Consider the following 25,686-nt stretch of genomic DNA (forward strand, 5'->3'; position numbering starts at 1 on the left):
CGGAGAGGTGCCGGAGTGGTCGAACGGGGCGGTCTCGAAAACCGTTGTGGGTGCAAGCCCACCCAGGGTTCGAATCCCTGTCTCTCCGCCATTTGTCCTGCAAGGACACAAATCCACTCCCATTAGCTGAACAAGCGCAGTCTCACTGTGCTTTTTGGCTGCATTGAAACACAGACAGATTACCGCAACCGGTATTCGGGATCAGTGTCGCGGCCTCCAGATCAACGGTTTTTTTTTACTTGCGCCTAGGTTGTTTTCGCCGCATAAAACCGATTCAAATTTTGGATTAACACACGCAAGCTATTGAATTATATATATAAAATGTTTTTTTGCTCTTGCAACCTTGGCGTATCACTGACAACTTGAGGCAGTTTTATCGTGACTCTTAAAAGTCAGTCTGTCTGGAAGGAACATCAATGAACGCGTTGAAGATTGCATTTGCTTTGGTTTCAGTTGCTGCGTTGGCCGCGTGCGGCGGCGGTGGCGGTGGGATCGGCGGCGGCGGACCTGTATTGCTGCAACCGGCGCCAGCAGGGTCGTTCAATGCTTTCGTAAATGATGAGACGCTTTTCTTGAACGAGTACTACTCGAATACTTTGCAGCCTATCCGCACGCAGGCGATGCCAACAGGCGGGACAGCAGTTTATACCGGCACGGCCGCCTTTGGTAACGGTCGCTCGACGTCATCGACAAACGGCGTGATCAGCCGCAGCTTGCCAGACATGACGGGCGCAACGACGTTGAACGCGAACTTCGGAACGGCACGCTTGAACGGAACCATTACGAACTTCCGCAGCGCTGACAATACGGCTCTGCCAGGTACGATAACATTGGGCAATGCAACCATTAATGGCAATCGGATCGTCCAATCGAGCAGCGTCACCGGAACGGTTCCACTGCCCGGCGGTCAGGGCAACATTACCTTCGGCCAGTTCAACGGCGGGTTTGTCGGCCAGAATGCCGCCGGATTTGACGGGACTTTGGTTGTATTTGCAAACAGGTCTAGCGGTGGGCAAACTTTGAACGCCGTGATCACCGCAGATCAGTAAAACGTTCTCGAGGGCACTTTCGTTCGTGTGACACAGCGTTCGGGAACGATCGCTGCACCTTTCTGGTTGATCGGAAATAGACCGCCGGACATTCGGTCCGGCGGCTGCCTTTTCCGACCATCGGAGACGATCATGAAACATACCCTACTGACCATGACCCTTGCGGCCCAGCTTGCGGGCGGTGCTGCACTCGCCCAGACGCAGGGCGATACCGACGACGTCAACGCCAACCAAAGCCAGACCAATGCGCCCGATCTGCAGCCCGTCGCCTATGGCGGTGACTGGCCGCAGACGCTTGTTATGGCGATGTTCACCCAAGACAGGCTGACTGTGCGCCCTGCCGAGGAACTGGCAATGCAATGGCGCACGCTTGCGCCCGCCGATCAGGACATCATCCGCCGTGATTGCGCCGATGTGAGCCAGCTGACCGAAGCGGAAATGTTGTCCGATGACCCCGGCGAGATGTCGGACGGCGTCGATGACCGCGCGGTCGCAGGGGCTGATGACACGGCTAGTCGCATGGGCACGGGTGCAAATACCGTCGGCACGCTGGACGGCGAAGCTCCGGCCGATGTCGTCACGGGGTCGCCTGTGGACGGCACCACCGGCCAGACTGGTGAAACGGGCACCACCGGCGATACGTCGGTCACTCCGTTTACCGGCGATACTGCCCCTCAGGACGACGGGCCAGCGATGGACAGCACCGGCACGATGATGTCCGAGGACGATTCCCTGAACGACATCGAGATTTCGATCGCGCAGATGCAGACGATCTGCACGGCGTTGCAGGAACAGTGACCCGGCCGGCTGCGGGCTCCGGCCCGCGGCCTCACTGCTCCTTTTGAAGATAGCCCCAGACCGTCAGCACAAGCACGGCCCCGATGGCAGCACCGATGATGCCCGCGCCCTGCCCCGCGCCATAAAGGCCCAGCGTCTGGCCGATGAAGGACGCCACAAACGCCCCTGCAATCCCCAGCGCTGTGGTCCGCAGAAACCCTGACGGATGGTGATCGCCCGGTGTTACGGCCCGCGCGATCAGTCCAGCGACAAAGCCGATGATGATGATCCAGAGAATGCCCATGGTTCTTCCTGTCATTTTTCATGTCGCAGATCCAACGCACAAGGGCAGGACACGTTCCCGCCAAGCCACCGGGGGAGCCACTGTCGGTGCCACGCGCAGCCCTGCCGCAAACCCGCTATACATCGGCGTGGCATCGGCCACTATGGGATCAACCAGCCAGGAGCCAGTTCATGTCTACCGATCCCCTGTTGCAGCCCTACCAGCTCAAACATCTGACCTTGCGCAACCGGATCATGACCACCAGCCATGAACCGGCCTATCCCGAGGACGGGATGCCCAAGGCGCGCTACGCCGCCTATCACGCCGAACGGGCCAAGGCGGGGGTCGCGTTGACCATGACCGCAGGCTCTGCCGCCGTGTCGCGCGACAGCCCGCCGGTGTTCAACAATATCCTAGCCTACAAGGACGAGGTTGTGCCGTGGATCCGGCAATTGACCGATGCCTGCCACGACCACGGCTGCGCGGTGATGATCCAGCTCACGCATCTGGGGCGGCGCACGGGCTGGGCCAAAGGCGACTGGCTGCCCTCTGTCTCCTCCTCGCGCCACCGTGAACCGGCGCATCGCGCTTTCCCGAAACTGGCCGAAGATTGGGATATCGCGCGGATCATCTCCGATTTCGCCGATGCGGCTGAACGGATGCAAGCGGGCGGCATGGACGGGATCGAATTGCAGGTTTACGGCCATCTGCTCGACCAGTTCTGGTCGCCGCTGACCAATGATCTGGACGGGCCTTATGGGGGGCAAAGCCTTGATAGCCGGATGCAACTGCTGCTGGATGTGCTGACAGCCTGCCGCAAACGGGTGGGCGACGGTTTCATCATCGGTCTGCGCTATACGGCGGACGAGGCTGCCGCAGGTGGCATCACCCCCGAGGAAGGCATCACCATTTCCAAGCGGCTGGCAGATACCGGCATGGTCGATTTCCTCAACGTTATCAAGGGCCGCATCCATACCGACCCTGCAATGACCGACGTGATCCCAGTGCAGGGCATGAAAAGCGCGCCGCATCTGGATTTCGCAGGTGCCGTGAAGCAGGCGACCGGATTGCCCACCTTCCACGCCGCGCGCATCCCAGATGTGGCCACGGCGCGGCATGCGATACAGGCCGGATTGCTCGACATGGTCGGCATGACGCGGGCGCATATGGCGGACCCCCATATCGTGCGCAAGATTATCGAGGGGCGCGAGGATGATATCCGCCCTTGCGTCGGCGCCACCTATTGCCTTGACCGGATCTATCAGGCGGGCGAGGCGCTGTGCATCCACAATGCCGCGACGGGCCGCGAGCTGACGATGCCGCATGACATCGCCCCTGCCCCTGCGGCGCGCAAGGTCGTCATCATCGGCGCAGGTCCTGCGGGGCTGGAGGCCGCGCGCGTCGCCGCAGCACGCGGGCATGATGTCACCGTGTTCGAGGCGCAACCTGACCCCGGTGGGCAGATCAGGCTGACCGCACAGAACCCGCGCAGGCGCGAGATGATCGGCATTATCGACTGGCGCATGGCGCAATGCGCGGCCCGCGACGTGACGTTCCATTTCAACACATGGGCCGAGGCGGATGACGTGACCGCCCTTGCCCCCGATGTGGTGATCGTGGCGACCGGCGGTCTGCCCAATACGCAGCTGTTCGAGCAGAAGAAGGACAACCCGCTCGTCGTCAGCGCGTGGGATATCATCTCGGGCGATGTGAAACCGGGGCAGGATGTGCTGATCTATGACGAAAGCGGCGATCACCCCGGCCTGATGGCGGCAGAGGTCGCGGCAAATGCGGGGGCGAGCGTCGAGGTGATGACACCCGACCGCACCTTCGCGCCCGAGGTGATGGGGATGAACCTTGTCCCCTATATGCGCGCGTTACAGGACAAGGATGTGACCTTCACCGTCACCCGCCGCCTGCTGGACGTCACCCGCGACGGCAACCGCTTGCGCGCTGTGATCGGGACGGATTACAGCGGGTTCACCAAGGAAAAGACCTATGACCAGATCATCGTGAATTACGGGACACTGCCTTTGGATGATCTCTACTTCGATCTCAAACCTTTGTCGCGCAATCTGGGCGAAGTCGATCAGGAGGCGTTGATCGGGGGCCGCGCGCAAGCGGTGGCAACCAATCCCGAGGGGGCGTTCCAGCTGTTCCGCATCGGGGACGCCGTCAGTGCGCGCAATACGCATGCGGCGATCTATGATGCGCTGCGGTTGGTAAAAGATTTGTAAGGCGGGCATGAGCCCGCCCTACGATCAGACTTTGTAGGATGGCAGATGCTGGAAGGCCTCTTTCAAGGCATCGCCCCAACCGCTTGAAATTGCTTGATAAACAGAATCGTCCTCATCAATGCGGATGGTCCGGCCTTCGGCGAAGCTGTCTTTGTCGTAGATTTGCAGATCAAACGGCAGACCCACCGAGAGGTTCGATTTGACGGTCGAGTCAAAAGATACCAGCAGCAGCTTGACCGCATCCTCGAAACTCATCTCGGGGTCATAGGCGCGCACGAGGATCGGCTTGCCGTATTTCGTCTCGCCGATCTGGAAGAAAGGCGTATCGGGCGTGATTTCGATGAAATTGCCCTGCGGATAGATCAGGAAAATCGTGGGCTGGCCGCCCTTGATCTGACCACCCAGAATGCAAGAGGCCGCGAATTGCTCGGCCGATTGGCCGCTGAGGCTGCTTTCGGCGATGACCTCTTTCAAGGTGGCGCCGACCAGTCGGGCGATCTGGAACATGGTGGGTTCACGCAGGATGCTGGGGTTGCGGTCCTCGGTCGTGACGGACCTTTCGCGCAACAGGCTGATCATCGCCTGCGTGGTGGCCAGATTGCCCGCGGTCATGATGGTGATCATCCGCTCGCCGGGCACATGCCAGTGAAACATTTTCTTGCTGGTCGAGAAATTGTCGACACCGGCATTGGTGCGGGTGTCCGACATGAACACCAGCCCGCGATCAAGCTGCAATCCTATGCAATAGGTCATCGGGGGGCGTCCTTAATGGGGTATGCTCACAGCACTACTGCTGAACTTGTAAAGATACAATCAACGTCTCGTTTGACGGGCCTTTGCGCATGCCTTTGACCGGCGCGGCAGAGCCTGCATCCTGCCCGATGGCGACGCGCACGTATTTTTCATCGGGTGCGACACCGTTGGAGATATCGAACCCGACCCAGCCCAGCCCGTCGATATGCGCCTCGGCCCAGGCATGGGCGGCGTCCTGATCGACGATCTCGTTGATCATCAGATATCCGCTGACATAGCGCGCCGGCACGCCACGCGTGCGCAGCGCCGAGATGAAAATCTGCGCATGGTCCTGACAGACGCCCGCGCCAATCTTGATCGCCTGTTCGGCGGTCGTGTCTGCACCCGTGACACCCGTGCGATACGGCAGCGCGTCGCGGATCGCATTGGACAGATCGTGCAGCGAGGTCAGCGGGTCTTTCATCTTGCCCAGAGTTCGCGCGAAATCGCGTACACCTGCCCCCGGTGCAGTCAGATGCGTCGCCTGCGCAAAATGCCACAAAGGTGCGCGGCCATAAACCGGACCCAGCACGCCTGCCTTGTCATGAGTCGTCACCTGCCCGCGCGCCGTGATCTCGACCGCCTCGACACCCGGGGTCACGCTGACCAGATCGGTATGGTTGCCGTAATGATCCAGATAGCTGGCCTCGATCTGGCCGCCGCTGATGTCGATCTGCCAATTGTCCACATCCTGCATCGGGTTCGACAAAGGCCGCAGCCGTAGCTTTTGCAGCGCGAAATCCACAGGCATGTCATAGGCATAGCTGGTGGTGTGGTTGATCGTCAGTTGCATCAGTTGTTGAACCTGTAGTCGGTCTCGATCTGCATACCGATCGCCGCATTCTCGCGCAGGATAGAGCCCACGAATTCGTGCAGCCCTTCATCAAAGATCGACCCGATGTCGCGGTCTTTCAAGCGGGCGTTCATACGGTCGGCCAATTCATGCGACAGCTTGGCCTCGCCATAGTCCTTGGCCAGATGACCTAGGTTCTTGACCAGTTGCCCCGCACAATGGCTGAGCGAACGTGGCATCCGGTCGTCAAGGATCAGGAAATCGGCAATCGCAGGCGCGGTGAAATCATCCTCGACCGCCCAGCGGAACGACCGATGCGCCGACACCGACCGCAGGATTGTTTCCCATTGCACGTTATCCATCCGGCTGCCGACAAAGGATGGCGACGGCAGCAGCGCATAGTATTTTACGTCGATGATCCGCGCCGTGCTGTCGATCCGTTCGACAAAGGTGCCCAGACGGCAGAAATCGAAAATGTCGTTGCGCAGCATCGTGCCGACCAACGCTCCGCGCACCAGCGCCGATTGTTGCCGGATTGTGGCCAATACGGCGGGCAATTCGGTTTCGGGAATCGGTTTTTTCAGTGTATCCGTCAGGACCATCCATGTTTCATTGACCGCCGCCCAAACCTCGGTTGTCAGGGCTGTGCGCACCAGACGCGCATTGTCGCGCGCGGATTTGGTGACCGACAGCACCGAGCTGGGGTTTTCGGGATCGCGCAGCAGGAAATTGACGACATTCCCGCTGGAATATTTGTCATGCCGCGCCTCGAAGGCCTGTTGTGCTGCGGATGTGATGATGACGGATTTCCATTCGGATTCCGCGTCGTTTGATCGCGTCAGCGCGATGCGAAATCCCGCCTCGATCAGTCGCGCGGTGTTTTCCGCCCGTTCCAGAAACCGGAACATCCAGTAAAGACCGCCTGCCGTTTTTCCCAACATGTCAGTCTTCCAATATCCATGTGTCTTTCGTGCCGCCGCCTTGGCTGGAATTCACCACCAGCGACCCTGCCTTGAGCGCCACCCGCGTCAGCCCGCCCGGCGTGATGTTCACCCCCGAAGGCGAGACCAGCGCAAAAGGCCGCAAATCCACATGGCGCGGGGCAAGACCTTTCTTGGTAAAGATCGGCACGGTGGACAGCGACAGCGTGGGCTGCGCGATGTAGTTGCCGGGGTTCGCTTTCAGCTTGGCCGCGAAGGCCGCGATTTCCTTTTTGCTGGCAGCAGGACCCACCAGCATCCCGTAACCGCCCGACCCGTGCACCTCTTTTACCACCAGATCGGCGAGGTTCTCCAACACGTATTTCAGCGCATCCGGTTCGGAACAGCGGTGCGTTTCGACATTCTTCAGGATCGCCCGTTCGCCCGTATAGAATTCAACGATATCAGGCATATAGCTATAGATCGCCTTGTCATCGGCTACACCTGTGCCCGGCGCATTGGCGATGGTGATATTGCCCGCGCGGTAGACATCCATGATCCCCGGCACACCCAGCATGGATGAGGGGTTGAAGGTCATCGGATCAAGGAAATCATCATCCACACGGCGATAAAGCACGTCGATCCGCCGATAGCCGCGCGTTGTGCGCATCGCGATATGCCCGTCGATCACCCGCAGATCGTGCCCTTCGACCAGTTCCACACCCATCTGGTCCGCCAGAAAGCTGTGCTCGAAATAGGCCGAATTGTGGATGCCGGGCGTCAGGACCGCCACGCAAGGCCGCCCGTCGCAAGTCGATGGCGCCGATGCTTCCAGCGACCGGCGCAGGGATTTGGGGTAATCGCTGACCGGCTTGACCTTGATCTTGCTGAACAGCTCGGGGAACATCTGCAGCATGGTTTCGCGGTTTTCCAGCATATAGCTGACACCGGATGGCGTGCGGGCGTTGTCTTCGAGCACATAAAAATCGTTCTCGCCAGTGCGCACGATGTCGGTGCCGACGATATGGGTGTAAACGCCGCCCGGCGGGTTGAAATCCATCATCTGCGGCAGAAAGGCCGCGTTCTTGGCGATCAACTCGATGGGGACGATTCCCGCCTTGAGGATCTCCTGCCGGTTATAGATGTCATAAAGAAAGGCATTGATCGCGCGCACGCGCTGTTCGATCCCGCGCGACAGGCGCGCCCATTCATTGCTCGACACGATCCGCGGGACCAGATCGAAGGGGATCAATCGTTCCTCGGCATCCGACTGGCCGTAGACGTTGAAGGTGATACCGGTGCGGCGGAAAAACGCTTCTGCCTCAGCGGCCTTTTTGGCCAATCGTCCGCGGTCCTGCGCGCTGAACCACGCGTCGTAGCCGGTATAAGGGGGGCGAGCACCCGTGGCGCCCAGCATTTCATCGAAATGTTCAAATTCGTTATTCATAAGATCAGCCTACAACGATCTGTTAAGACTGCAATGGTTTGACCGCACGATTATTATGCGCATCAAAGCATCTGCATACTTTTTAGGCAGATGGCTTTAGCGGCTGATGACCAGCTCTGCTTTCAGGCCGCCAAGGGTCGCGCTTTTACCCAGCCGCAGGGCACCGCCATGGCTGCGCGCCACATCGGACACAATGGCAAGGCCCAGCCCCACACCGCTGCCTTTGTCCTGATTGCGCGCCGGATCAAGCCGGACGAACGGATTGACGGCATCTTCGTGCAGTTCTGGTGGAATGCCCGGCCCGTCATCCTCGACCCAGAAACGCACGGCGCGGTCAGTGACACTGACCCCCACCAAGGCCCGCGTGCCATAGCGCAAGGCATTGCTGACCAGATTGTCGAGCGCCCGCCTGATCGCCAAAGGGCGCAGGTTCACGCGGATTTCAGGGCCTTCGATCGCCGCCAACGCCACGGCATCGCCCATCCGCGCCGCATCATGCAGCACATCGCGCACGATACCCGCTGGCACCACGCTTTCGAGATTGTCCCCCGCATCGTCGCGCGCGAAATCAAGGAAGGCATCGAGCAGCTTTTGCATGTCATCCACATCGCGCAAAAGATCGGCAGCCTCGGCCTCGTCCAGCATCGACAGGCCAAGGCGCAGCCGCGTGAGCGGCGTGCGCAGGTCGTGACTGACACCCGACAGCATCATCGTGCGGCTTTGGGTCTGGCGTTCCAGCCGGTTGCGCATGTCGAGAAACGCCATACCCGCCGCGCGCACCTCGACCGCACCGGTGGGCGTGAACGGCGTGATCCGGCCTTTGCCGTAATCGGCCGCCGCCTGCGCCATGCGCTTGATCGGGCGCAGCTGGTTGCGCAAAAAGATATAGGCGACGACCGTCATCAGCGCGCCCATCACAACCATGATGACCAGCAACTGATGCGGGTTCGATGCGGACATCCGCCTGCGCGACAAATCAAGTGCCAAGAGACCGTGGCGCGTCTCGACCCAGATCGCGACACGCCCGCGATCTTCCAGCGACACGACCTGCAGATCGTCGATGCCGTTGCGTAATGTGTCGATCACGGTCGCCCCCGTCAGATCGACGAACGGATTTATATCGGTGTCGGGCCGCGCGGGCGCTGGCAGGGCCGTGCGGATCTGCAAGGCCTCGCCCAAGGGGGCAAGGGCGGTGCGCGCCGCCTCTGCGGTCTCTGCGTCATTGGCGGTATCGATCAGGAATTGCAGATCAATGTTCACCGCGCTTGTCATCAGCCGCGTCACACCGTCAAAATGACGCTGAATGAACACCACGGATACAAGCAATTGCAAAAACACGACCGGAAACACAAGGATCAGCGCAGCACGGGCGTAAATCCCGCGCGGCATTGCATTCTTGATCCAGCGAAATGTCATGGCGCGACGCTAACGGGCATTGGCCCCGCCGGAAAGTGCCGATGATCGGTGATGCTGCGGAATTTGCGCCGCATCCGGGTCAGGTTCTGGCCCTGCGCGATGATCTGGCGCTGGTGCTGGCCCCCAACCCGTCGCCGATGACCGGACCGGGCACGAATACCTATCTGTTGGGGCGCGACCGCCTGATCGTGATCGACCCCGGCCCTGCGGTTCCTTCGCATCTGGATGCGGTGCTCGACGCCATCGGCGGGCGCAGCGTTGATCTTATCCTTGTCACGCACAGCCATCTGGATCATTCAGCGCTTGCCCCTGCCCTTGCTGCGGCAACCGGTGCATCTGTCTGCGCCTTCGGCGGTCCCACGGCAGGCCGCAGCGCTGCAATGACAGCGCTTGCCGCGCGCGGGTTGACGGGCGGCGGCGAAGGGATCGACCGCGATTTCGCGCCTGACAGATTGCTGGCCGATGCCGATGTGCTGCAAGGCGACTGGGGACAGGTCACCGCGATCCATACGCCGGGCCATATCGGGAACCATCTGTGTTTTCTGTGGGGTGATGCGCTGTTTTCAGGCGATCACGTCATGGGCTGGGCCAGCTCGCTCGTCTCGCCGCCTGATGGTGATCTGACCGATTTCATGGCCTCCTGCCGCAGGCTGCAACAGCTGCCCGCCGCCTGCTTCTATCCCGGCCACGGCGCGCCTGTTCCAGGCCCGCAAGAGCGGCTGGCATGGCTGATCGCCCACCGTTTGCAGCGTGAGGCGCAGATCATCGACGCCCTGTCGACAGGTCCCGCCACGCCGCAGGACATCACCGCGCGGGTCTATGCCGACCTTTCGCCGATTCTGCTGATGGCGGCTGAACGCAACGTGCTGGCGCATCTGATCGACCTGCATGGCAAAGGGACCGTAATTGCCATGCCAGACGCTGATGAAAAGGCCGTTTTCCAACTGGCCAGGACGGGTTTGCCACCAGTGACAGGAATTTGAAAAACCCGCCAAATCGCTCTGGACGGGGCGGAATCACATTGCTATACGACCCCCATGTTCCGACGTAGCTCAGCGGTAGAGCAGTTGACTGTTAATCAATTGGTCGTAGGTTCGATCCCTACCGTCGGAGCCAAATATCCCGATATTTGAACAGAAAAACCGCCCCTCGGGGCGGTTTTTTGTTGTTTTGACCCGATGAAAAAGGGCGCGGAAATCCGCGCCCTCCTCTATTCTCAGTCAGCCCGTCCCTGCACCAGCGGCGTCTTGCTGCCCGGTGCGATTGTGCGGTTGATCACAATCAGGCCGACCGCGATGCCGAGCCCTAGAAGGTCCGTCACCAACCCGCCCGAGATCATGAACAGGGCAGCGATCAAAAGACCAACCCGAGTCAGCGGCCCTGCCGGTTTGCCCCAAAGCCATGCCTGCACAGAGGCTGCAAGGAAAAACACTCCGATCAGCGCCGTCGTCAGCGCCTGCGCGATTTCCAGCCAGGGTGCGTCCATGAGCAAGGCGCTGTTGTAGAAGAACATGAACGGCACGATGAAAGCGGCCAGACCGATCTTGAACGAGGCAAAGGACGTGGCCATAGGGTCCGCGCCGGAAATGCCCGCGGCGGCGTAACTCGCCAGTGCCACGGGTGGCGTGATGGCCGAGACGACGGCGAAGTAAAACACAAAGAAATGCGCCGTCAGCGGGTCGATGCCAAGCCGGATCAAGCCCGGTGCCACGACCGAGGCCGCAACCGCATAGGCCGCTGTCGTCGGCATCCCCATCCCCAACAGGATCGCGATCACCATAGCGAAGAACATCGCAAGCAACTGGCTGACACCCGCCAGCCCCAACAGCAGGTTCGAGAACCGCGCACCCACACCTGTCAGCGAAATCACCCCCACGATAATGCCGGCACAGGCGCAGACTGCGATGATCTGGATCGACATGCTGCCCGCAATCTGGAACGCATAGGCGATGGACCGTGGCCCCATCCGGTAAGGCGTCAACCAACTGACGACCGCCGCCGCGGCCGTGGCATAGGTGCCCGCGCGGATGACCGAATAGCCTGCGAACAAGGCAGCGATCAGGATGATGATCGGCAGGAACAGGAACACCTGTTTCATCATCGCCTTGACCTTGGGCAATTCCTCGGGACGCATGCCCACCATGCCGATCCGCGCCGCCGACAGATCGACCATGAAATAGACCGAGGCGAAATACAGGATCGACGGGATGATCGCGGCGATGGCGATTTCCTGATAGGGAATGCCCGTGATCTCGGCCATGATAAAGGCCCCTGCCCCCATGATCGGCGGCATGATCTGCCCGCCCGTCGAAGCCGCAGCCTCGATCGCGCCGGAGGTCTTTTTATCATACCCGACCTTGTGCATCAGCGGGATCGTCAGGCTGCCGGTGGCCACCACGTTGCCCGCGGACGTGCCGTTGATCATACCCATCAGACCCGAGGCAAAGATGGCAACCTTGGCAGGCCCGCCGCGCTGGCGGCCTGTCAGCGCGAAGGCAAAGTTGATGAAGTATTCCCCCACTTTTGACGCCTGCAAGAAGGCCGCAAAAATGATGAACAGAATGATATAGGTGGACGATACCGCCGTCGTCTGCCCGAGGATTCCGACGTCGGTGTAAACTTGGCTAAAGAACCGCTGCAGCGCAATCTGCGGCGAATTCAGCACGCCCGGCGCCAAATGGCCCAGCCAGACATAGACGAGGAAAATCCCCGCGATGATCGGCAGGGCCAACCCCGTCACACGCCGCGTCAATTCAAGGATCAGCGCAGTGCCCGCTATGCCCGCAAGAGAAATGCCCAAAGGCGCAAAGGACGTGCCCGTCGTCGCGCGGATCGGCGTGTTGTAAATGGTCACGAAATAGCTTGCCACCGCCAGAGCCGCGACGACCAGCACCAGATCGGCGGGGTTGACACGGTCACGCGGACGGCGATGCACCCAAGACAGCACGATTGCGCCAAAAGTCGCAACCAGCAACGGAATGCCAAACAACCAGCGTTCATTGTACTGGATCGTCGCGTCCATCCCGTTCCACAACGTGCCCGAAGCGATCAGGCTCTGGAACCAAAAGGTGACGCCCAACGAAAACAGCGCCGGAACCATCAGCGCATAGGCCAGCACGCTCAACAGCCGGTCACGGCCGGTATCGGCCCTTTCGGCAAAGGAGGTGCCCGAAAACATCAAGAACCCAAGCGCTGTCGCACCCGCGATATGCACCGTGCGATAGGTCCATGATTCCATCGGCAGGCGCGGCAGGAACGGCAGGTTGACCACCCCGCCCGTCATGTTGCGGATCGACAGACCGTTCAGCGCGGCGATATGGAAAAACGCATAGATCGCAAGCGCACCTGCGACTGTCCAATAAAACCAGCCGGTATAAAGACGGCGATTGAATTCAATGACTTCCTCGTCCGCGCCTTCGGCGACCAAGGGGCCGGTGTCATCGTCCTTCAAGCTGTCTGATGTGATTTCGGCCTTGGCCATAATGCGTGTCTCCCTGACGCAGAGGGGGGCGAGCCCCGGATCGAAGGGTCCTGCAACCCTGTTCGTCGGAAAAGGGCCGGTGCTTTGCGCGCCGGCCCTTCGATCTTTATCCCTTGATCATGTCCGCAGGGATGTCCGCGCCGTTCTCCATGAACCAGCGGGCGGCACCCGGGTGCCATGGAATCACGGTGTTCTTATCCCAGTTTTCGAACACGGTGGTTTCGGCAGACGAGTGGATCTGCATCATCCGCTCGTTGTCTTCCATAATCACACGCGTCGCCTCGTAGACGAAGCTTTCGGGCAGGTCACAGTTCACGATCGCGAAGTTCCACATCGACACCGCACGCGCGGGTTCGGTCAGGCTGGCGTAGGTGCCAGCAGGGATCTCGAAATTCGCCACAGGGAACAGCTCGGTCATAAGCGCCTGTTCTTCTTCGGTGAATTCGATGATGTTGACGGCGTTCGAGGCTTCAAGCTCCGCCACCTGCGGAATCGGCACACCGGCGGCAAAGCCGATCACGTCGATCAGGCCGTCCTGCATCTGGCCACCCAGATCGTTCCAGCCACCGTTGCGGCGCTCGAACTCGACGCCAAGCGCAGTCAGCATTTCAGGGAAATACACGTCCGCCGTGGCACCTGCGGGGCCAAAGCCCACGCGCGACCCTGCGGGAATCTCGCTTAGCGATGTGATGCCCGAACTGGCCAGCGCGACTGCGTGGAACGGTGTTTCATACATCGGGAAATGCGCGCAGACATTGGTCATTTGCAGGCCGGGTGCCAGCGGGCTTTCACCGGCGATGCTGACTTGCGCAGGGCCCATGGTGGTCATGCCCATCGCGGCCTCGCCCGTGTGGACCAGCGCCATGTTCTGCATCGGACCGCCGGTGACTTCGGCGCCGCCGGTGACGCCCAGCTCTTCGGAAATCAGGTTCGCGTAGCCCGAGCCATATACGAAGAACGTGCCGCCCTGCGACGCCGTACCCACAGTAAAGCTGGTGGGCCAGCCGGTGCGGTCAACCTCTTGTGCAAGTGCTGGCAATGCAGCGACAAGTGCGATGGCAGATGTGCCAAGAATAGATTTGATCATCGAATTCCTCCCAGATGAAGAGACCATGTCGCGATCTACCAAACAACGGCAGCGACTGACATCTCGTCGGGTGAAAATAGCGAGTGGGACTGCCCTGTCAAACGGTTAAGCGCAAATGGCGACGCCTAATCGCCCCGCACGCGGACAGGTTGTACCCCAGACGATCCGAAAGCGTGGCCAATTATTGGGGTCCCTTGCGGATGCGACTGCGACGCCGATGACCAACTCTGTGGCAATGACTGCTTAAAGAACCGCAGTCAGGAAAAGATCGTCGCAGACCTGTAGCGGATAGCGCGCGCGCCCGTTTCGCCCCTGCACGACGTCCAGACGCGTGCGGCTGGTTTCTTCGGGGCCGTTCCCGCTTCAGTTTAAAGCTGCGCGCTGCATACGGGCTGGGACGATCCGGATCGGCGGCACCCGGACCCATGCAGGATGCACCACGCAATTTGCGGCAAAGCCGCAGAACATGCGAAAACGGCCATATTCGCCAGGTGCTTCGCGCCTTCGTCGCGATCGTGGCACGCAAGAACACGCTGTTATGGGTCGATTTCGACCAAGTGCCGGCTTCACCGGACGAAGCCGCCATCACCGTCACCATCCACATAGCCGCAGACGTGCAAGTTGGCCTCAGCACAACCAGAAACAGGAGGCTGGCAACGACAAATATCGTGCTTCTGCCAGCCAGTCTGAAGGCCTCTCCGCTACCTGCCAGCCGTCTGTCAAAAGTCCTGCCAGCCGTCGGAAGATGTCGCCGCGGATCGGCCGTAGGTCCCCGTCATCGCCACAGGCGTTGTCGGGATCGGTGCTGGCGGTGGTTTTTTTTGCTGGCTGCGCGGCGATTGGAAGACCATTACATTTTCGGCGCTGCGTCGTGACGCGCCCGTCTGCACGACATCGGTCTGGTCAAGATGGAACCGCGCAACAAGGTCACTCAGGTTGCCTGCCTCTGCATTCAAGGCATGGCTGCTGGCCGTCGCCTGGTCGACCATCGCTGCGTTTTGTTGCGTGACCTTGTCTAGCTGGGTAACGCCGATATTGATTTCGGCCAGACCTGTCGACTGTTCCGCAGCACCTGCTGCAATTTCAGAGATCAAACCAGAAATATGGCTGATGTGCTTGGCGATGCGCATCAGTACCTCGCCCGCCTCGCCGACCAGGCTGACACCGCTCGCGACCTGATCGGAGCTGCCTGCGATCAACGTCTTGATCTGCTTGGCCGCCTCCGATGACCTTTGCGCCAGAGCGCGCACTTCAGAAGCGACAACGGCAAAACCGCGCCCCGCATCGCCGGCACGGGCAGCCTCTACCCCAGCATTCAACGCCAGCAGGTTGGTCTGGAACGCGATATCGTCAATGACCCCGACAATCTGGGTGATCTCGTCAGAGGATTTTTCAATCGCTGTCATCGCGGCTACCGCCTTTTGGACGACTGGTTCGCTCGCATTGGCGTCATTTCGGGCATCTGCGACGATCGTCTCGACCTCGCGGGCGCCATCGGCGGCAGACCGCACGCTGGCGGTCAGCTCGTCAAGCGCAGCGGCGGTCTGTTCCAGCGTCGCGGCCTGATTCTCTGTCCGGCGCGAAAGATCATCGGATGCACTGCTCATTTCTAGGGCGCGATCGCGAATGCCCGCCGCGCTGGTGACAACCGACCCGACTGTCGCGCTCAGATGAGAAACCGTCCGGTTATAATCGATCCGAAGTTGTTCATAGCTTTCGTCAAAAGGTGTATGGATCACGGCCGTCAGGTCGCCCTCGGCCAGTGCCACCATGCCTTTGCTGAGCGCTTCGACAACCCGCGCTTGTTCGGCCTGCACCTTCTTGCGGGCGTCCTCGGCGGCATCAAAACCTTTCAGCTTGTCGCGGAAATCAACCAGCGCTTTGGCCAACACGCCAAGTTCATCGCCCCGATCGGTATCCGCGACCATGAAGTCATAGTCGCGCTGCGCGACTTTGCCCATGCCATCGCCTAGCCGCTCAAGCGGACGGATGACAGAACGCGCCGTCAGATACCCTAGCAAGGCGGCAAGGCCCATGACCAAGGCTGTGGTCCCAATCATCTTGTTACGCATCGCTGTCACGGGAACCAGCACCTCTGCCATGTCCATCTCGCCGATCACGCGCCATCTGGCGCCGAACACTTCGATTTGCGAAACTTCGGCCAGTACGGACTGTCCGTTTATGCCGGTGACATCTGTGAAAAACGACCTTGCGCCTGCAAGACCGGACGTGACCTGCTGCAAAGTGCTGACGTTCTGCAACGCCAGATGCCCGCCCGCAAAGCGCGATGCACTGCGCGTCATGCCGTCCGGACCGGCGATGTACATTTCGCCTGTTTCACCCAACCCGACCGGACGGTTGACGATCGCTTCAAGCGGTGCCGTTTCCAGTTGCACAGCGTAAACGCCGACAACCGCGCCTTCGCCATTGCTGACCTGTGTTGCCAGAAATGCGGCTGCCGCGCTGCCGCTGGGCGCGTATCGTTCGAAATCAGCAAAATAGACCGCTTCGGCCACCCCGTCCCGCGCGGCGATGAAGGCTTGGCCAAGCCCGCTGTCCTGCAAGGAACCCGACAGGACATTGGCTGCAAAATCGACTTCTTTTGCATAGGAATAGACGACGTCGCCTGCGGTATTGAGCAGGAACACGTCACGGTAATCCGAGTCATTTACCAAATTGCGAAAGAACGGATGGAACGCCCCATGCTGGAAATTGTAGGGAATCGCCTCGGGCGCCTGATCGAGCAGGCCTTTTTGGCCGACAGGATTGGGATTGTTGGTGATATAGGCCGCCTGAAGGTCGGTGCTGTCATCCAACAGCGCGAACGACGACGATAACGCCTGCGTTGCATTGATGACACTGGGCATCCGAGCATAGGCCAGGACGTTATTCTCCACCTCTGCGACCCAATTCTCAAGCGCAATGCCGCGTTCTTCGGCAAGCACGTCAAAATGGTGCTGCGCCTCTTTCACCATACTGTCGCGAAAATCGAGATAACTGAGACCGGCAACCGTGACGGCTGCAGCAAGACTGATCCCGCCGATGATCACAGGCAGTTTGCGGGACAGGGGGACAGAACTGAGACTGGGCATAAAAACCTCTTGCACCGGGTAGTCGGATCAGACGTCTTGTCGCACGCAGCCATTAAGAACGGCTTAAGCGCCCCTTACTTTTTCGCGCCCTCCGCCTGCGCCAGCCCCAAAATCCTGCGCGCTGTTCCGGCATCCGCGACCGGACGTTCATGCCGGTCGCAAATCTCCACCACCCGGCGCACCAGTGCCGCGTTCGACGGCGCAAGCCTGTCGCGGTCAAGGCGCACGTTATCCTCGAGCCCCGTGCGCGCATGGCCACCCGCCGCAACCGCCCATTCGTTCAGCACGATCTGGTTGGGCCCGATCCCTGCCGCACACCACGGCGCGCCCGGAAACAGGCGGTTCACGGTCTGCACGTAATAGTCGAACACATGCTTGTCCGCGGGCATGGCGTTTTTCACACCCATCACGAATTGCACGTAAGGTACGTCCTTGATCTGGCCTTTGGCATGCATGTCGGCGGCCTTGAGGATATGCGACAGATCGAAGGCCTCGACCTCGGGCTTGACCCCGTAGGTCAGCATTTCGGCGGCCAGCCAGTCCACCAGATCGGGCGGGTTTTCATAGACGCGGGTTGGAAAGTTGTTTGACCCCACCGACAGCGACGCCATATCGGGGCGCAGCGGCAACATACCGCCGCGCGCGTGCCCTGCCCCCGACCTGCCACCGGTCGAGAACTGGATGATCATGCCGGGGCAATGTCTGCGCAGCCCCTCTAGCAAGGCAGCAAACTTTTCGGGGTCACTGGATGGCGTTTCATCATCATTGCGCACATGAGCATGGACAATGCTCGCCCCGGCCTCGAAGGCTTCCTGCGTGCTATCGATCTGTTCGGTCACGCTGATCGGCACGGCGGGATTGTTGGCCTTGGTCGGCAGCGATCCGGTGATCGCGACGCAGATGATACAGGGATTGCTCATCGCGCAGGCGCCAGCACGAAATCGTGGATCACCTCGAAGAATGGGCCGCTCTGCCCTTCGGCGGCGATCCTGTCGGGGGCGGTGATGTGGCGGAACTTGGCCATCAGGCTTTCCTTGACGCCGAACACGGCATCCGAATGGATGTAATCATCGTCGGGATCAAAGATATGGGTTACGAGTGTTTCGAACCTTTCGGCCTCCAGAATGTAATGCAGATGCGCGGGCCGGTACGGGTGCCGCCCCAGCCCTGCAAGCAACTGCCCGACAGGGCCGTCATCGGGGATCGGGTAGAATTTCGGCTTCGCCCCCCAGAACCAGTATTCCCCGTCAGCCCCCGTGCGGAACACGCCGCGCAGGTTGAAATCGGGCTGGGTGCCTTTTTGCTGCACGTCATAGAAGCCGTCGTCATTGGTCTGCCAGACATCGATCTTGGCCCCTGCAATCGGGTTGCCGTCGGTGTCGAGGATGCGGCCTTTGACCAGCATCGGCTCGCCTTTGCCATCCAGACAGATATTCGCGCCCATCGGTTTTTCGGGTGCATCGGCCACATGGAACGGCCCCAGCACCGTGCTTTCGGACGCGCCCGAGGGTTTGCGGTTGTTGATCGCATCGACCAGCATCGACACGCCCAGCACATCCGACAGCAGGATGAATTCCTGCCGCCAGTCGTCGGATTTGTGCCCCGTCTGGGTCAGGAACAGGATCGCCTGCATCCATTCGTCCTGCGTGGGTTCGATTTCCTTCACAGCGGCGTGCAGGTGGCGGGTGATGACCTCCATCACCTTGGCCAGACGCGCGTTCTTGGCGTTCGCGTTGCGGCTGACGACGACATCGGCGGAGTTGCTTTCGGTGAAATAGCCTTGTTCGGTCATGCGGCACCTTTGATGCTGGCGGCCTCGGCCGGTTGCAGGATCGCCGTCATCACGCGGCGCAGTTCAGCGGCGGGGTTCGACACCATTTCATCCACGCGCCATGCGACGTGGTGGTCGGGGCGCACCAGCACGCAGCCGCTGTCGCGGATATCGCGCACGCGCGCCCAGTCGCCGGTATGGTCCTGAATGGCGCGGCGGGGGCCGATTTCATGGACCTTGATGATCAGACCCAGTTCATCCCCCACAGTGGCGGCGGCGTCATTCCACGCCTCGCCGCCGATACCCGTCAGCAGGGAGAATGTGCCGTGGCCGGTCAGGTCGAGCGTCGAGAGTTTCTCGCCGGTGGGCGTGAACACCCAGGCATGCGGCAAGCGCGCACCGGGCCAAGTGGTTGGGTGGTAGTGCAATTCCTCGTCCATCGCGAAGGGGGGTTCAAGCTGCCCATCGGTGACCACGGCGTCGGACCGGTAGCGCTGGTTCATCTCGACCCCATGGCAGTCGAATTCGTATTTCTTGAAAGCAATCGCATCGCGCAAAGCCGCGCGCTGTTTTTCCGCCGCAGGGCCGCTGGTCGTGCGGGCATCCATGTTTTTCTGCATCTTCACCGGATCGACCGATCCTGTCAGCCCAAGTGCGTCAAAAATCGGGCCGAATTCGCCGATGGACTGGTTGGCACGGGTGACAATCTGTTTGGCCACCGGCGCGCGTTCGGCTGTGTAGCTGTCCAAGAGCGCCTGCCCCGCCTGCCCTTTGATCACAGCCGCCAGTTTCCAGCACAGGTTGAACGCATCCTGAATGGACGTATTCGACCCAAGCCCGTTGGACGGCGGATGCCGGTGTGCGGCATCGCCCATGATGAACACGCGGCCCTTTTGCATCTGCGTCGCATAGGCGTTGTTCACGGTCCATGTGTTGGCGCTGATGAGTTCGATCTCGAGCTTGGGATCACCGACCAACTGCCGTGCGACCTCGGTCGCATAATCCGGCGTGACATCGGGCGCAGGCCCGTTGATGTCATAGCCCCAAACGATCAGCCATTCGTTCCACGGCCGGATCATCCGCACCAGCCCCATGCCGATCCCGCCGACATTGGCACCGGGCTGCATGACCCAGTAAAGGACCGACGGACGGTGGGCGACGTATTTGGACAAATCGGCACGGAACAGAATGTTCATCGACCCGCCCACGCCCATCTTGCCTTCGATGGGCAGGTTTTCATTCTCGGCCACCAGCGAATTGCCGCCATCGGCCCCGATCATGTATTTCGCGCGGATCGTCAGATCCTTGCCCGTCAGCCGGTCGCGCACGGTGGCGGTCACACCGTCCGCATCCTGCGCATGGGACAGGTATTCCGTGCTCATCCGGCCCTGCGTGCCGCGTTTGGCGGCCGTGGTGAACAGGATCGGTTCCATGAAGGTCTGCGGCAGGTCGTTCATGAAGGTGGGCGATGACAACAGATGCTCGGCCTTGGACATCGGGTGCGTGCCCCAGCTGCGCATGCGGCCGATTTCCTCGCCCGCAAGGCTTTCGCAGAACACGTTTTCGCCCATCAGCTCTTGTTCGGTCGCGTGCATATAGGCCTCGGCCTCTACGTCACGCCCGAGATCGCGTAAAACCTCCATCGTGCGCTGGTTAGTGATATGGGCGCGTGGCGTATTGGCCAGCCAGCTATAGCGGTTGATCGCGATATTGCGGATGCCATAGGTCGACAACAGCGCGGCAGAGGCGGACCCGGCAGGCCCGGTGCCAATGATCAGAACGTCGGTTTCCATGTCAGCCATGTCAGTCTCCTGTTGTGGGGGGTGGGATGCGCCGCAGACGGCGCCGGATGGGGAAAAGCTGCACACCCGTGCGGGCCGAGATCAGGCCCCAGATGCCGCGCGGGGCGAACAGCATAATCACGATGCCTAGCGCGCCCAGCACGATCAGATAGGAGCTGCCGTAATCGGCCAGCAGCGATTGCAGCAAGAAGAACACGATCACCCCGATGATCGGCCCTTCGATGGTGCCGATGCCGCCGATCACGACGATAAAGATCACAAAGGCCGTCCAGTCGGTCACGCTGAAGGCGGCATCAGGGCTGACGCGCCCTTTCTGGAGATAGATCAAGCCACCCGCGATGCCGGTGCCAAAGGCCGCGACGATGAAGACCAGCCATTTCATGCGCAGGGCATCGACGCCGACGGCCTTGGCGGCCTCAATATTGTCGCGTACGGCGGCGAGAGCGAGGCCGCGTTTGGTGCGCAGAAGCCAGTAAATCCCGCCGATTGTGGCGACGGCCAAGGCCAGCGCCAGCCAATAGTTCACGATATCGCGCGCGGCGGCGGTGCGCACGTCGAGCAGGTTGGCCACAGCCTCCACCCCCCAGAAATCCCGCGCCTCTGGTGGCAAGGACGTGCCCGACCCGCCGCCCAGCGTTTTCCACTGCGCGACGAGCAGCCGCACGACCTCGGCCACGACCCAGGTGCCGATGGCGAAATAGGCCCCCGCAAGGCGGAAGGCGAAGAACGCCGTCGGCACCGCGATGATTGCCGCGACCACGCCACAGATCAGCAGCGCAGCAATCGGGTCCATCCCCCACAGGATGCCTGCGCCGAATAGTGTATAAGCCCCGATGCCGACAAAAGCATGCTGCCCTACGCTGACCAGACCGCCATAGCCTGCCAGCAGGTTCCAGAACTGCGCCAGCGTCAGCATCGTCAGGATAAAGAACAGATCCTGTATCATGCTGCGGCTGGCGAACAGTGGCGCGGCGATCAGGATGGCCAGCAGGACCAGCGCGGCAATGCCTGCGATGCGTGACGCTTTGGTGCGGGTTTCGACAAGATACATGGCGGCCCCCTCAATCATAGGCGCGCGGGAACAGGCCCCGCGGCTTGATCAGCAGAACCACCAGAAAGGCCACATGCCCCGCGAGGATCTGCCATTCGGGATTGATCGCCGCCCCGACTGTCTGCGCCACGCCGATGATGATCCCGCCTGCCAGCGTGCCCCAAAGCGATCCAAGGCCGCCGATGATCACAGCCTCGAAAGCATAGATCAGCCGCGCTGGCCCGATGGTCGGATCGAAATTGGCGCGCATCCCCAGATAAAGCGCGGCAATCGTCACGACGATCATCGCGATCCCCGTGGCGGTCGCAAAAACCGAGGCAGGCTTGATCCCCATTAGGCTCGCCGTGACGGGATCGTCCGATGTGGCGCGGAAGGCGCGGCCAAGGGCGGTGCGGTAAAACAACTGGTTCAGCCCGACGATCACCGCAATGGCGGACAGAAAGGTCAGCACCGGCATGACGCCCAAAGTCACCGGTCCCACGGCGAAGGATGCCGTTTCCAGCGCCCCTGCCCCGATCCGCTGGCTGTCGGCCGTGAACCCTTCCAGCAGCGCGTTCTGCAGCACGATGGACAGGCCGAACGTGACCAGCAAAGGCGGCAGGATATCCTCGCCCAGCACGCGGTTCAGCACCACGCGCTGCAACAGCCAGCCAAAGCCGAACATCAGCGGCATGGCGATGGCGGCGGCCAGAAACGGGTTGATGCCAAGAAACGACACCACCACCAGAATGACATAGGCGGCCATCACGATCAGGTCGCCGTGTGCGAGGTTCACCAGCCGCATGATCCCGAACACAAGGCTGAGGCCCGCCGCGAACAGCGCATAAAGCCCGCCCAGCAGGATGCCCTGCACGATTGTATCAACCCACATCATGCGCTCACCCCGAAATAGGCATCGTGGATCGCCTCGCGGCTCAATTCACTCGGCAGGCCGGACAGGGTGACGCGCCCTTCCATCATGCAATAGACACGGTCCGCAACCTTCAGCGCCTGCCCGATATCCTGTTCCACGACGATCACGGCAGCGCCACTTTCGCGGATCTGCGGCAAGGCGGCATAGATGTCGCGGATGACTACGGGAGCAAGGCCAAGGCTGATCTCGTCACAGAGCAGCACCCGCGGATTGGACATCAGCGCCCGCCCGATGGCGACCATCTGTTGCTGGCCGCCCGACAGGGATGTGGCAGGCTGGCGGCGTTTCTCGCGCAGAATCGGGAACAGGGCGTAGATTTTATCGAGCGTCCAATGCCCTTTGACCTTGCGGGCGTGGGCGCCGATCAGCAGGTTTTCCTCAACCGACAACGACGGAAACAGCCGCCGCCCTTCGGGTACCATCGCCACCCCTTGCATCAGCATTTCATCCGCTCGCGCGGCCCCCACAGGCGCACCGTCAAGCGTAATCATCTCGGGCGCATTGCGCAGCACGCCCGCGATGGACCGCATCAGCGTGGTCTTGCCCGCGCCATTCGCACCGATGATGGCAATCGCCTCGCCTGCATCCAGATGCAGATCGACGCCATAAAGCGCTTGAAAATCGCCGTACCGCGCGGTCAGGCCGGTGACATGCAACAGGTTCATATGTCGATCCCCAGATAGATTTCGCGCACTTCGCGGCTGGCCATGATCGCGGCAGGCTCGCCCAGCCCGATCACGCGGCCGAAATCGAGCACCAGCAGGCGTTCGACCACGGAATTGAGCGCGTGCAGCACGTGTTCGATCCAGATGATCGTGGTGCCTTCGGCGTGGATGGCGCGGATCGTGCGGATCAGCGCCTGACATTCGCCTTCGGTCAGGCCACCGGCGATTTCATCGAGCAGCAGCAATTTCGGCCGTGTCGCCATCGCGCGGGCGAGTTCGAGGCGTTTTCGCTGCAACAGGCTGAGGCCCCCCGCCGGATCATTGGCGCGGTCGATCAGTTCGGTCCGCTCAAGGATTACGGCGCAGGTCTCGGCCACGTCCTTTTCGCGGCGGGCCTGTCCGTGGGCGGCAGCGACGACAAGGTTTTCGAACACGGTGAGATTGGAAAACGGCTGCGGGATCTGGAACGACCGGCCGACCCCCGCCAGACAGCGCTGCATCGGCGAGACGCGGGTCACGTCCTGTCCGTCAAAAATGACCGTGCCACGGTCGGCGGCAATATTGCCGGTGATGAGGTTGAAGAGCGTCGATTTCCCCGCCCCGTTCGGTCCGATGATGCCAAGCGCCTGCCCCTGCGGCACCTCAAAGCTGACGTCGTCGGTCACTTTCAAAGCGCCGAAGGATTTGGAGACATTCTGCAAGGACAGGATGGGCATGGCGTTTCCGTTTGGGTTGAGGGTGGTCAGGCCCCGGATCAAGTCCGGGGCGCTGGCACAACACGCCCCGGGCTTGACCCGGGGCCTCTAGCGAGGCTTAGGCCAAAGCCTCCATCGTCCCGCCCGTGGGGATCTCCGGCGCGGTCGTGTTATCCACGACGACCAGATCGAACGTCCCGTCCTCCTTGCGCCGCCACTGCCCACCGACCAGCGGGGTCTTGCAGACATTCTGCGCGGCAAAGGGCGGCACGCCAGCGCCGTCCCATGCGATGCGGCCAACCATCGTATCCAGCTGCGTCGCGCGGATCGTCTCGACCACGTCATCGGGGTCGGTCGGATCGTTCGCACGCTTGATGACATCGGCAGCCATCTCAAACAGCGAATGTACGAACCCGATAGGCTGGGTCCATGGGCGGCCTGTCTCGGCGGTGAAACTCTCGGCCAGTTCCGCGCAGCTTTCGCCAGTCAGCGACGATGCGAACGGGTGGCTTGCCGACCACCAGACCTCGGACGACAGGTTGTGCCCTGCCTCTCCCAATGTTTCCACCGACTGCGGGAACAGGATCGCCTTGGCGACCGTGATCGCCTTTGGCCGGAAGCCTTGCTGAAGCGACTGGTTCCGGAAGGTCGTGAAATCGGGCGGGATCACCACGCCTGTCACGATCTCTGCATTGGCGGCGCGGAAGGCGTTGATCTGCGCGCTGAAATCATCGGTCAGGTTCTGGTAACGGCCCGGGTCATTGGTGCTGTAACCCGCCTCTGCGAAACCGGGCGCGACACCGACATTCGGATCGCCCCAGGCGTTGCCGTCGGCATCGTTCGGAAACAGCCCGCCGACCTGTTTATTGGTGTCCAGCTGGTTCCACATATTGGTGAAAACGGCGATCACATCCTCCAGCCCCCAGAAGTAGTGATAGGCATAGTTGAACGGCTGCCAGCTTGTCGGATCGCCGGGGTTGCCCTGCTGGCCGATGAAAAACGGCTGCCATGGTGCTTTGGTCGAAATCACCGGCACGCCTTCGGATTCGCAGACCGTCGCCACGGGGTTCGTGGTTTCCGGCGTCGAGGCGACGAGCATGAAATCCACCTCGTCGCTGATGATGAGTTCCTGCGCCACTGTTGCAGCACGGTTCGGGTTGGACTGGCTATCCTTGACGATCACCTGCACGTCGATGCCCTGTTCGGCCATCACGCGGTTGAACATTGCCAGCGTGAAACTGTCCGCCTCGGCAAAGCCTGCCAGCGGGCCGGTCTGCGGGCTAACATAGCCGATGCGGACGCCGCGCCCTTGGGCGATGGCAGGCATGGCAAGCCCCGATGCGGACAAGGCAAAGCCGCTGGCCAAGCCGGTTTTCAGTAATTTGCGTCGCGTAATCATCTTAAATCCTCCCAGT

The 25,686-nt window shown here is 61.0% G+C and carries 21 protein-coding genes and 2 tRNA genes; 6 read left to right on the forward strand and 17 right to left on the reverse strand.

Going from position 1 to position 25,686, the window contains the following annotated elements; translation table 11 throughout:
• Window position 1: 1 nt before the first annotated feature.
• From VCK47_RS01985 to VCK47_RS01995, 3 genes are all read left to right on the forward strand, one after another.
• A tRNA-Ser gene (locus tag VCK47_RS01985) sits at window positions 2–91 on the forward strand.
• A 325-nt stretch (window positions 92–416) separates the two neighbouring features.
• Window positions 417–1,049, forward strand: a complete 633-nt coding sequence (locus VCK47_RS01990; protein ID WP_322889053.1) for a transferrin-binding protein-like solute binding protein — start codon at window positions 417–419, stop codon at window positions 1,047–1,049.
• A 132-nt stretch (window positions 1,050–1,181) separates the two neighbouring features.
• On the forward strand, window positions 1,182–1,847 hold the full coding sequence (locus VCK47_RS01995; protein ID WP_322889054.1) for a hypothetical protein: 666 nt from the start codon (window positions 1,182–1,184) through the stop codon (window positions 1,845–1,847).
• Window positions 1,848–1,878: 31 nt separating this feature from the next.
• Here VCK47_RS01995 and VCK47_RS02000 read toward each other — a convergent pair whose 3' ends face one another.
• The gene (locus VCK47_RS02000; protein ID WP_322889055.1) at window positions 1,879–2,130 is read right to left on the reverse strand and encodes a GlsB/YeaQ/YmgE family stress response membrane protein; all 252 of its coding nucleotides are present in this window, start codon (window positions 2,128–2,130) and stop codon (window positions 1,879–1,881) included.
• Between the two features lie 170 nt (window positions 2,131–2,300).
• Between VCK47_RS02000 and VCK47_RS02005 the strand changes: the two genes are divergently transcribed.
• Window positions 2,301–4,346, forward strand: a complete 2,046-nt coding sequence (locus tag VCK47_RS02005) for an NADH:flavin oxidoreductase (protein ID WP_322889056.1) — start codon at window positions 2,301–2,303, stop codon at window positions 4,344–4,346.
• 24 nt (window positions 4,347–4,370) lie between these two features.
• Here the strand turns inward: VCK47_RS02005 and VCK47_RS02010 are convergent, their stop codons facing one another.
• The 5 genes from VCK47_RS02010 to VCK47_RS02030 all read right to left on the reverse strand — a co-directional run bounded on the left by VCK47_RS02010 (window position 4,371) and on the right by VCK47_RS02030 (window position 9,714).
• Window positions 4,371–5,099, reverse strand: a complete 729-nt coding sequence (locus VCK47_RS02010) for a peptidase (protein WP_322889057.1) — start codon at window positions 5,097–5,099, stop codon at window positions 4,371–4,373.
• A gap of 34 nt (window positions 5,100–5,133) precedes the next feature.
• Window positions 5,134–5,931 (reverse strand): transglutaminase family protein, encoded by a 798-nt coding sequence (locus tag VCK47_RS02015; protein WP_322889058.1) that lies wholly within the window; start codon window positions 5,929–5,931, stop codon window positions 5,134–5,136.
• Window positions 5,931–6,872, reverse strand: a complete 942-nt coding sequence (locus VCK47_RS02020; RefSeq protein ID WP_322889059.1) for an alpha-E domain-containing protein — start codon at window positions 6,870–6,872, stop codon at window positions 5,931–5,933. Before VCK47_RS02020 ends, VCK47_RS02015 begins: the two co-directional genes overlap by 1 nt.
• A 1-nt stretch (window position 6,873) precedes the next feature.
• Window positions 6,874–8,298 carry a circularly permuted type 2 ATP-grasp protein gene (locus VCK47_RS02025; protein ID WP_322889060.1) on the reverse strand — a complete coding sequence of 475 codons (1,425 nt, stop codon included), beginning with the start codon at window positions 8,296–8,298 and terminating at the stop codon, window positions 6,874–6,876.
• Between the two features lie 96 nt (window positions 8,299–8,394).
• Window positions 8,395–9,714 (reverse strand): ATP-binding protein, encoded by a 1,320-nt coding sequence (locus tag VCK47_RS02030; protein ID WP_322889061.1) that lies wholly within the window; start codon window positions 9,712–9,714, stop codon window positions 8,395–8,397.
• A gap of 41 nt (window positions 9,715–9,755) precedes the next feature.
• Here VCK47_RS02030 and VCK47_RS02035 point away from each other — a divergent pair, with 41 nt between their 5' ends.
• Together VCK47_RS02035 and VCK47_RS02040 are read left to right on the forward strand one after the other, a co-directional pair.
• The gene (locus VCK47_RS02035; protein ID WP_322889062.1) at window positions 9,756–10,697 is read left to right on the forward strand and encodes an MBL fold metallo-hydrolase; all 942 of its coding nucleotides are present in this window, start codon (window positions 9,756–9,758) and stop codon (window positions 10,695–10,697) included.
• 58 nt (window positions 10,698–10,755) lie between these two features.
• Window positions 10,756–10,830 (forward strand) — tRNA-Asn (locus VCK47_RS02040).
• Window positions 10,831–10,930: 100 nt separating this feature from the next.
• Here VCK47_RS02040 and VCK47_RS02045 read toward each other — a convergent pair.
• The 11 genes from VCK47_RS02045 to VCK47_RS02095 all read right to left on the reverse strand — a co-directional run bounded on the left by VCK47_RS02045 (window position 10,931) and on the right by VCK47_RS02095 (window position 25,670).
• Entirely contained in the window at window positions 10,931–13,195 is a 2,265-nt protein-coding gene (locus tag VCK47_RS02045; protein WP_322889063.1) for a TRAP transporter fused permease subunit, read from the reverse strand.
• 106 nt (window positions 13,196–13,301) lie between these two features.
• A complete protein-coding gene (locus VCK47_RS02050; RefSeq protein ID WP_322889064.1) occupies window positions 13,302–14,282 on the reverse strand; it encodes a TAXI family TRAP transporter solute-binding subunit in 981 nt (326 codons plus the stop codon).
• 719 nt (window positions 14,283–15,001) lie between these two features.
• The gene (locus tag VCK47_RS02055) at window positions 15,002–17,374 is read right to left on the reverse strand and encodes a methyl-accepting chemotaxis protein (RefSeq protein WP_322889065.1); all 2,373 of its coding nucleotides are present in this window, start codon (window positions 17,372–17,374) and stop codon (window positions 15,002–15,004) included.
• Between the two features lie 74 nt (window positions 17,375–17,448).
• The gene (locus tag VCK47_RS02060; protein WP_322889066.1) at window positions 17,449–18,294 is read right to left on the reverse strand and encodes a 3-keto-5-aminohexanoate cleavage protein; all 846 of its coding nucleotides are present in this window, start codon (window positions 18,292–18,294) and stop codon (window positions 17,449–17,451) included.
• Entirely contained in the window at window positions 18,291–19,166 is an 876-nt protein-coding gene (locus VCK47_RS02065; RefSeq protein WP_322889067.1) for an intradiol ring-cleavage dioxygenase, read from the reverse strand. Before VCK47_RS02065 ends, VCK47_RS02060 begins: the two co-directional genes overlap by 4 nt.
• Entirely contained in the window at window positions 19,163–20,947 is a 1,785-nt protein-coding gene (locus VCK47_RS02070; RefSeq protein WP_322889068.1) for an FAD-dependent monooxygenase, read from the reverse strand. The genes VCK47_RS02065 and VCK47_RS02070 overlap by 4 nt, the downstream gene beginning before the upstream one ends.
• A gap of 1 nt (window position 20,948) precedes the next feature.
• Window positions 20,949–21,998 (reverse strand): branched-chain amino acid ABC transporter permease, encoded by a 1,050-nt coding sequence (locus VCK47_RS02075; protein WP_322889069.1) that lies wholly within the window; start codon window positions 21,996–21,998, stop codon window positions 20,949–20,951.
• A 10-nt stretch (window positions 21,999–22,008) separates the two neighbouring features.
• Window positions 22,009–22,869: a branched-chain amino acid ABC transporter permease gene (locus VCK47_RS02080; protein ID WP_322889070.1), complete on the reverse strand. Its 861-nt coding sequence runs from the start codon at window positions 22,867–22,869 to the stop codon at window positions 22,009–22,011.
• Complete coding sequence (locus VCK47_RS02085; protein ID WP_322889071.1) at window positions 22,869–23,576, reverse strand: ABC transporter ATP-binding protein; 708 nt, start codon at window positions 23,574–23,576, stop codon at window positions 22,869–22,871. Before VCK47_RS02085 ends, VCK47_RS02080 begins: the two co-directional genes overlap by 1 nt.
• Window positions 23,573–24,292, reverse strand: coding sequence for an ABC transporter ATP-binding protein (locus VCK47_RS02090; protein ID WP_322889072.1), 720 nt, complete (start codon window positions 24,290–24,292; stop codon window positions 23,573–23,575). Before VCK47_RS02090 ends, VCK47_RS02085 begins: the two co-directional genes overlap by 4 nt.
• Before the next feature lie 97 nt (window positions 24,293–24,389).
• Window positions 24,390–25,670, reverse strand: coding sequence for an ABC transporter substrate-binding protein (locus VCK47_RS02095; protein WP_322889073.1), 1,281 nt, complete (start codon window positions 25,668–25,670; stop codon window positions 24,390–24,392).
• Between the last annotated feature and the right edge of the window lie 16 nt (window positions 25,671–25,686).

Source organism: Yoonia sp. 72 (assembly GCF_034652275.1).
Taxonomy (GTDB): domain Bacteria; phylum Pseudomonadota; class Alphaproteobacteria; order Rhodobacterales; family Rhodobacteraceae; genus Yoonia.